Source organism: Nocardioides sp. P4_G4 (assembly GCF_056401085.1).
Map to the genome: position 1 here is coordinate 1 of NZ_JBFUKA010000134.1, position 8114 is coordinate 8114.

Sequence of the window (8114 nt, forward strand, 5' to 3'; positions counted from 1 at the left end):
AGTGGGGCATCGCCGCCCGCCCGGAGGCCGGCGGCGAGGCCGAGTGGATCCTGCTGACCTGGTCGAACCGGGGGACGAGCGGGGCGACGTGGGACGCACCGGGCAAGCGCTTCTCGGACTTCGACTCGTGGCTCGACGCCACGGTGGCCGCGGAGCGAGGCCTCCAGGAGCCCGAGGTGGCGAGCAGCGTCGGCGGGGAGCTCCGCGTACCCGCGGGCGTGACCGTCCTCGAGTCCGTGCCCGCGCCCGAGGAGGCGGCGGCGTACGGACCGGTCGACGAGATGTTCGCGGCCCGGCTCCGCCTGGCCGACGACACCGTCGTCTTCGCCCTCGTCGGTCCCGACCAGACCACCACCGTCGACCCGGCCGTGCTCCAGGCCCCGACGATGGCGGCCTTCCTGCGACACCTCGCTGCGCAGGGCGACAACGGGGAGGGACTGCGATGAGGCGGGCCGAGCGCGAGGCGGCCTTCTCCGACTACGTCGCCGCGCGACAGGTGCACCTGCGCCGGATCGCCTACGCGATCTGCGGCGACTGGCACCGCGCCGACGACCTGCTGCAGACCTCCCTCACCAAGCTGTACGTCGCGTGGCCGCGGGTGTGCGGCAAGGGCACCGAGGACGCCTACGTCCGCCAGATCATGGTGCGCGCCAACATCGACGAGCACCGGCGGCCGTGGCGCCGCGAGCGGGTCACCGACGAGCTGCCGGAGACCGCCGCCCCGGCCGACCGGGACGTGGAGGAGCGCTCGGCACTCTTCGACGCGCTCCAGGCGCTGCCGGAGATGCAGCGCAAGGTGATCGTGCTCCGGCACTGGCTCGGGCTGCCCGTCGCGGACACCGCACGCGAGCTCGGGATCGCCGAGGGCACGGTCAAGAGCCACTCCTCGCGCGGGCTGGTCGCGATGGAGAGGGCGCTCACCTCGAGCCCCGCGGGCTCGGGCTCGAGGTCGAACGCGTCGGGCTCGGGCTCCGCGGGCTCAGCCTCGCCAGGCTGAGTCGCCGGACAGGTCGGCGTACGTCCGGACCCAGGAGTGCATGGCGATGGCCGCGGCGGCGCTGGCGTTGATCGAGCGCGTCGATCCGAACTGGGCGATGGAGAACGTGCCGTCGCACGCCACCCGCGCCTGCTCGGACAGCCCCGGGCCCTCCTGCCCGAACAGGAAGCAGACACGGCGGGGCACCTCCATCGTCTCGAGGTGCTGCGAGCCGGGCAGGTTGTCGATGCCCATCAGCCGGACGGGACGCTCCAGGGAGTGGAGGTAGCCGGCGAGGTCGTCGGCCGTGGGGTGGTGGCGGACGTGCTGGTAGCGGTCGGTGACCATCGCGCCGCGCCGGTTCCACCGCCGGTTGCCGACGATGTGGACCTCGCGGGCGAGGAACGCGTTGGCCGTGCGCACGACCGTGCCGATGTTGAAGTCGTGCTGCCAGTTCTCGATGGCGACGTGGAAGTCGTGGCGACGGGTGTCGAGGTCGGCGACGATCGCCTCGAGCGTCCAGTAGCGGTAGCGGTCGACCACGTTGCGCCGGTCACCCTCGGCGAGGAGCGCCGCGTCGTACTCGTGACCGGTCGGCCACGGGCCCTCCCACGGGCCGACCCCGACCTCCGCCGGACCGTGCGGCATGGGGTCGTACGGCGCCCGCTCGTCGTCCATGGGGGCACCCTAGGCCGCGGAAGTTAGGGTGAGCCGGTGACCCTGCTGCTCTCCCTCCATCCCCTGCTGCTCGGGATGGACTGGATGGATCCCGCCTGGCTTCTCGAGCACTTCGGGGAGGCGATGTTCTGGCTCAGCCTGGTGATCATCTTCATCGAGTGCGGACTCTTCTTCCCGTTCCTGCCCGGCGACACCCTGCTCTTCGCGATGGGGTTGTTCCTCGCCACGGAGCAGATCGACGTCTTCCCCGGTCCGCCCGCCGTCGAGCTGCTGATCGCGATGGTGCTGTTCATCCTCGCGGCGGTGGCGGGCAACATCGCGGGCTACGAGATCGGCCGCGCCATCGGGCCCCCGCTCTACGAGCGCGACGGGCGCATCCTGAAGCGCAAGTACTTCGACCAGACCACGGCGTTCTTCGACAAGCACGGCAACAAGGCGCTCGTGATCGGACGCTTCGTGCCGTTCGTGCGCACCTACATCACCGTGGTGGCCGGTGTGACGCACATGGACCGGCGCCGCTTCTTCACGTGGAGCCTCGTCGGCGCGACCGGCTGGGTGGTGTCGATCAGCCTGCTCGGGTTCTTCCTCGGCGCGGCATTCCCGTCGCTGGGCGAGAACATCGACAAGGCGATCATCGTCATCCTCGCCTTCTCCGTGGTGCCCATCCTGTGGGAGTGGCACCGGCACCGGCGCACGTCGGGCCACGAGGCCGACGACAACGACCGCGACGGTCGACCCGACCGCGACATCTCCGGTCGCGACGTCGGGCCGCTCTGAGCGATACCTCGCGGACCTCGCTCCGGGCCGTCAGGCCTGGGCGGCGTCCAGCTGCGCGCGGGTGAGCACGGCGCGGACCTCGAGGCCGACGTCGGCGAGCGGGTTCTCCCCCGCCGGCGAGCGGTCGATGGCGCAGACGACGACCTCGACGGTCGCCCCGGCCTCGCGCAGCGCCCGGGTGGCGTCGCGCACCGCGCCGCCGGTGGTGATCACGTCCTCGATGATCGTCACCCGGCGACCCGCGACGTCCGGCCCCTCGGCCAGCTTGCAGGTGCCGTACTCCTTGGCCTTCTTGCGCACGAACAGGGCGGGCAGGCCGGTCCTGGCCGACACCATCGTCGCGATCGGGATGCCGCCGAGCTCGAGGCCGCCGAGCAGCTCGGTGTCTTCGGGCAGCAGGTCGAGCATCTGTGTGGCGACCCGGTCGAGCAGGACCGGCTGCGCCTCGAAGAGGTACTTGTCGAAGTAGGTGTCGGCGACCTGTCCGGAGCGGAGGGTGAACTCCCCGGTCAGGCGGCAGGTCGCGTCGATGTCACGGGCAAGGGTCTCGTCAGCGGGGGTCTTGTCGGCCACGGCGAGGAGCCTACTGGGGCGACGGCCCGATTACCCTCGCGAGCATGCGCACCTCGTCAGCACGCATCGCCGCCGTCCCGCCGACCATCTTCTCCCAGATGTCGGCCCTGGCGGTGCGCACGGGGGCGGTCAACCTCGGCCAGGGCTTCCCCGACGTCGACGGCCCGCCGTCGGTGATCGCGGAGGCGGTGCGAGCCCTGGAGGGTGGCGCCAACCAGTACGCCCCCGGCACCGGCGTACCGGTGCTGCGCCAGGCCGTCGCGCGCCACCAGCAGCGGCACTACGGCCTGGAGATCGACCCTGACAGCGAGGTGGTGGTGACCACCGGGTGCACCGAGGGCATCGCCGCCGCACTGCTCGGGCTGGTCGATCCCGGCGACGAGGTGGTCGTCCTCGAGCCCTGGTACGACTCCTACCTCGCGATGATCGAGTTCGCCGGAGGGGTACGCCGCCCGGTCACCCTGCGCGCCCCCGACCACCGCCTCGACGCCGACGAGCTGCGCGCCGCGATCACCCCGCGCACCCGGCTCATCCTCCTCAACACCCCGCACAACCCGACGGGTACGGTGCTGACCCGCGAGGAGCTGCAGTCCGTCGCCGACGTGGCGATCGAGCACGACCTGGTCGTCGTCACCGACGAGGTCTACGAGCACCTGGTCTTCGACGACGCGTTGTCGACCGAGGGGCACGTCCCGCTGGCGACGCTGCCGGGCATGCGGGAGCGCACGCTGACGCTGTCGAGCGCCGGGAAGAGCTACTCGTTCACCGGCTGGAAGGTCGGGTGGGCGACGGGCCCGCGCGAGCTCGTCGGCGCGGTGCTGGCCGCCAAGCAGTGGCTGACCTTCACGTCCGGATCACCCCTGCAGCCCGCCGTGGCGCACGCGCTGGACCATGAGCCGGACTTCCCGGCGGCGCTGGCCGCCTCGCTGCAGGAGCGTCGCGACCTGCTGGTCGCCGGGCTCGCCGACACGGGACTCACCGCGCGCGTACCCGAAGGCACCTACTTCGCCACCACCGACATCAGCCATCTCGGCTGGGCCGACGGGCTCGAGTTCTGCCTGGCCCTGCCCGACGTGGCCGGCGTGGTCGCGATCCCTGCCCAGGTCTTCTACGACGACGTCGAGGAGGGCCGGCACCTGGTGCGCTGGGCGTTCTGCAAGGAGGCCGACGTGATCAGCGAGGGCGTACGTCGCCTCGCCGCCGCCGACCTGTCCCGGCGCTGAGCGTGCCCGGGCCACGGCTGCGGCGGGCCGTCCGAGCCCTCCTGCTCGACGACGACGACCACGTCCTGCTCGTGCACTTCGACTGGGAGGGGCTCGAGATCGAGGGCGGGTTCTGGGCCTGTCCGGGAGGTGGCATCGATCCTGGCGAGAGTCCTCGGGACGCACTGCACCGGGAGCTGGCCGAGGAGCTCGGCCTCGAGGGCGCAGACATCCGCGGCCCCGTGTGGCGCCTGACCAGGATGTTCCCGATGGCGCACTGGGACGGACAGACGGACATGACCTACCTCGTGCGGGCCGCCCGGTTCGAGCCGCGCCCACGCGTGGACCTGGTCGCGGAGAACGTCCACGGGATCCGGTGGTTCTCCCCGGACGAGGTTGCCGCCGGAGTCGTGACCTTCAGTCCGCGGGACCTGGGTGCGCAGCTGGCCATCGTGCGTGCTGAGGGAATCCCGTCGCGAGTGCGCGAGATCGTCGCCCTGTGACCGCGCGTCACTGCTGACCACGCACCAACCCGCCCGTCCGCCCACCATCGCGTCCTGTCTGCGTCGGTGGGACCTCAGATCTCCCCTGGTCACGCCCGCTCGCCGCGGCTTGCTGCCGCGGGGCGAGTCCCGGCGCCCCTCAACTGGCGGCGGACGACAAGGCCGCGGTCCCGGCCCCGACAACTGGCGGCGGACGACAGGGATCTCGCCGATCCACCCGTCGTACGCCGCCAGTTGCGCACGCCGCCGCACCGGAAGGACGCTCGACGCACCCAGCTGCTAGGAAGTGCCCGGTCGGCGCGCTCAAGGGACAGGAAGTGCCCGCTCGCCGCGTCTTGCTGCCGCCGGGCGAGTCCCGGCGCCCCTCAACTGGCGGCGTACGACAAGGCCGCGGTCCCGGCCCCGACAACTGGCGGCGGACGACAAGGGTCTCGCCGATCCACCCGTCGTACGCCGCCAGTTGCGCACGCCGCCGCACCGGAAGGACGCTCGACGCGCCCAACTGCCAGGAAGTGCCCGGTCGGCGCGCCCAGCGGCCAGGAAGTGCCCGGTCGGCGGGTCAGCCCCGGCCCCCGGCAAGCCACGCCCGGACATCGGGTCGGCGCAGGACGGCCACGGTGACGATCGAGGCGAAGGCCGGGAGGGCGAGCACGAGCGAGGCGAAGGTGCCGAGGATGCACATCACGGCGCTGACGGCGGCGGAGAACATGAGTCCCAGGGCGGCACTGCGGCGACGTCCCAGGGTGAGGAAGGCGAGCACCACCGCGGCGGCGGCCCAGATCATCACGATGCCGCCCATGACGAAGGTCGTGGTCCGGAGCAGGCTCTCGGTGACTCCCTGGTCGGCGAGCTCGGGCTGCTGGCGCAGCACCTCCTCCATCAGCGCGTCGGGTGAGAGGGCCATGGCGGCCATGCTGATCGCGGTGAGCAGCAGCACCAGGCCCGCCGAGACGAGGGTCAGCACGAAGGCCACCATCACACCCTCGGGGCGCCGGTCCGGCACGGGCACCGGCGGCAGCCTCGGCCAGGTGCCGTGCTGGGCGGAAACGGGCGCAGGCGCGGAAGCGGGACCGGCAGCAGGAGCGGGACCCGCCGCGGAGGACGGGGACGACTCGACGGGTGGCGCATCAGCGGAGGCGTCCGGGCGCACGCCCGGGGCGAGCGGCGGCGGCCAGACGGCCGCCTTCGCGGCGTCGGGAGGCGGCGTACGGTCCACCGCGGCCTCGCCCCTGAACCACTCGCGCGAGGGCGAGAGCCACAGCAGCCCGATGGCGACCGCGACGATCGACGACATGAAGCCCCCGGCCACGATCCCGGTGACGAAGAGCGGGACGGCGAGCACCGAGAGCCCGACCCGGGCGGCGCGGTGGCCCAGCAGGGCGTAGACGCCGAGCACCGCCGAGACGGCCGCGCACACGCCGGCGACCGTCGCGACGACGCGCAGGGCCTGCAGCGTCCCCTCGACCGTCAGGCCCATGCCGTTGCCGGGCGCGTCGGCCAGGAAGTCCTCGATCGCGTCGCGCGACTCGATCCCCCGCAGGCCGGTCATCGACTCCCACACCGTGAGGAGCAGGAAGAGGGAGCCGAGGACGATCATCCCGCCGGCGAAGGTGGTCTGACGCGGTCTCGGGTGGGTGCTCACGGGGTCATTCCATCAAAGACGTGGTGAGCGTGCCCCCGCCGGGACGTCAGCGCACCGGACTCAGCGCACCGGACTCAGCGCACCAGGCAGGGGCGCTTGGGGTCGAAGCTCCAGTCCGGCACGAGGTACTGCATGGCCGTCGCGTCGTCACGCGCACCCAGCCCGTGCTCCAGGTAGAGCGCGTGCGCCTCGGCGAGGCGGTCGCGGTCGAGCACGACCCCGAGTCCGGGCGCCTCGGGCACCCGGATGTGGCCGTCGACGATCCGCAGCGGCTCCTTGGTCAGGCCCTGGCCGTCCTGCCAGATCCAGTGCGTGTCCAGCGCGGTGATCTCCCCCGGTGCCGCGGCACCGACCTGGGTGAACATCGCCAGCGAGACGTCGAAGTGGTTGTTGGAGTGCGACCCCCAGGTCAGGCCGAAGTCGTGGCAGAGCTGCGCGACGCGCACCGAGCCGGCCATCGTCCAGAAGTGCGGGTCGGCGAGCGGGATGTCGACCGCGTTGGTCCGCACGGCGTCGGCCATCTGCCGCCAGTCGGTGGCCACCATGTTGGTCGCGGTGCGCAGACCGGTACGCCGCTTGAACTCGGCCATCACCTCGCGGCCCGAGAAGCCGCCCTCGGCGCCGCACGGGTCCTCGGCGTAGGCGAGCACGTCGTCGGTGCCCTCGAGCAGCCGCACGGCCTCCTCGAGCAGCCAGCCGCCGTTGGGGTCCAGGGTGATCCGCGCGTCGGGGAAGCGCTCGTGCAGCGCGGTGACCGCGGCGACCTCCGCCTCCCCGGCGAGGACACCGCCCTTGAGCTTGAAGTCGCTGAAGCCGTAGCGCTGCTGCGCCGCCTCCGCCAGCCGTACGACGCCCTCGGGCGTCATCGCCTCCTCGCGGCGTACGCGCTCCCACGCGTCCGCGCCGTCCGGCTCGCGGACGTACGGCAGGTCGGTGCGGTCGGGGTCGCCGACGTAGAAGAGGTAGCCGAGCATCGGCACCCGGGCGCGCTGCTGACCGTCACCGAGCAGCTCGGCCACGGGCACGCCCAGCTCCTGGCCGGACAGGTCCAGCAGGGCCGACTCCAGCGCCGTGACCGCGTGGATCGTCGTGCGCAGGTCGAAGGTCTGCAGGCCCCTCCCCCCGGCGTCGCGATCGGCGAAGCGGGTCGCGACCTGGCGCAGCAGGGTCCGGAAGCGAGCGACCGGCTGGCCGACGAGCAGCTCGGCGGCATCGGCGATCGTGCTGCGGATGGCCTCCCCGCCCGGCACCTCGCCCAGGCCCTCGCGGCCCTCGGAGTCGGTGACGATCGCGATGTTGCRGGTGAAGAAGGGGCCGTGCGCGCCGCTCAGGTTCAGCAGCATCGAGTCGTGCCCGGCGACCGGGACGACGTCGACCCGGGCGATCGTGGTGCTCATGCCTCGAGGGTCCCGTCGATGCGACGCGTCAGCCCCCACGGATTGTCGTCGCGCAGCGCCTCGGGGAGGAGGTCCGCAGGGACGTCCTGGTAGGCGACCGGACGCTGGAAGCGCTCGATGGCGAGGCTGCCGACGCTCGTCGTGCGGCCGTCGGAGGTCGCCGGGAACGGACCGCCGTGGACCATCGCGTGGCCCACCTCGACGCCGGTCGGCCAGCCGTTGAAGAGGATGCGGCCACACCTGAGCTCGAGGGTCGGGATCAGCTTCGCGGCGTCCGCGCTGTCGGCGGCCGTCGCGTGGACGGTCGCGGTGAGCTGGCCCTCGAGCTCGGCGAGCCGAGGCACCAGCGCGTCCACGTCGTCGTAC

Annotated in this window: 9 protein-coding genes and 1 pseudogene; 5 read left to right on the plus strand and 5 right to left on the minus strand. The window is 72.5% G+C overall.

Translation table 11 applies throughout. The annotated features are described in order from the left end of the window. Positions 1–446: hypothetical protein (locus AC1DQF_RS20520; RefSeq protein ID WP_477527082.1), on the plus strand; the 446-nt coding region annotated here is incomplete at its 5' end. Next, a complete protein-coding gene (locus AC1DQF_RS20525) occupies positions 443–997 on the plus strand; it encodes a SigE family RNA polymerase sigma factor (protein WP_477527083.1) in 555 nt (184 codons plus the stop codon). The genes AC1DQF_RS20520 and AC1DQF_RS20525, both read left to right, overlap by 4 nt. On the opposite strand, the gene AC1DQF_RS20530 is transcribed toward AC1DQF_RS20525, so the two are convergent. Beyond that, positions 980–1654, minus strand: a complete 675-nt coding sequence (locus AC1DQF_RS20530) for a TrmH family RNA methyltransferase (RefSeq protein ID WP_477527084.1) — start codon at positions 1652–1654, stop codon at positions 980–982. The genes AC1DQF_RS20525 and AC1DQF_RS20530 overlap by 18 nt on opposite strands. 36 nt (positions 1655–1690) lie before the next feature. On the opposite strand from AC1DQF_RS20530, the gene AC1DQF_RS20535 reads away from it, so the two are divergent. Continuing rightward, positions 1691–2431, plus strand: a complete 741-nt coding sequence (locus tag AC1DQF_RS20535; RefSeq protein ID WP_477527085.1) for a DedA family protein — start codon at positions 1691–1693, stop codon at positions 2429–2431. 30 nt (positions 2432–2461) lie between these two features. Here the strand turns inward: AC1DQF_RS20535 and pyrE are convergent, their stop codons facing one another. Continuing rightward, positions 2462–3004, minus strand: coding sequence for an orotate phosphoribosyltransferase (gene pyrE / locus AC1DQF_RS20540; protein ID WP_477527086.1), 543 nt, complete (start codon positions 3002–3004; stop codon positions 2462–2464). Between the two features lie 44 nt (positions 3005–3048). Between pyrE and AC1DQF_RS20545 the strand changes: the two genes are divergently transcribed. Both AC1DQF_RS20545 and AC1DQF_RS20550 read left to right on the plus strand, forming a co-directional pair. After that, on the plus strand, positions 3049–4227 hold the full coding sequence (locus tag AC1DQF_RS20545) for a pyridoxal phosphate-dependent aminotransferase (RefSeq protein WP_477527087.1): 1179 nt from the start codon (positions 3049–3051) through the stop codon (positions 4225–4227). Positions 4228–4229: 2 nt separating this feature from the next. Continuing rightward, a complete protein-coding gene (locus AC1DQF_RS20550; protein WP_477527088.1) occupies positions 4230–4709 on the plus strand; it encodes an NUDIX domain-containing protein in 480 nt (159 codons plus the stop codon). A 559-nt stretch (positions 4710–5268) separates the two neighbouring features. On the opposite strand, the gene AC1DQF_RS20555 is transcribed toward AC1DQF_RS20550, so the two are convergent. The 3 genes and pseudogenes from AC1DQF_RS20555 to AC1DQF_RS20565 form a co-directional block, all read right to left on the minus strand. After that, complete coding sequence (locus AC1DQF_RS20555) at positions 5269–6351, minus strand: hypothetical protein (protein ID WP_477527089.1); 1083 nt, start codon at positions 6349–6351, stop codon at positions 5269–5271. Positions 6352–6425: 74 nt separating this feature from the next. Beyond that, positions 6426–7748: an enolase C-terminal domain-like protein gene (locus tag AC1DQF_RS20560; protein WP_477527090.1), complete on the minus strand. Its 1323-nt coding sequence runs from the start codon at positions 7746–7748 to the stop codon at positions 6426–6428. Then, positions 7745–8114: pseudogene (locus tag AC1DQF_RS20565) on the minus strand (aldehyde dehydrogenase (NADP(+))); the annotation flags it as partial. The pseudogene AC1DQF_RS20565 and the gene AC1DQF_RS20560, both read right to left, overlap by 4 nt.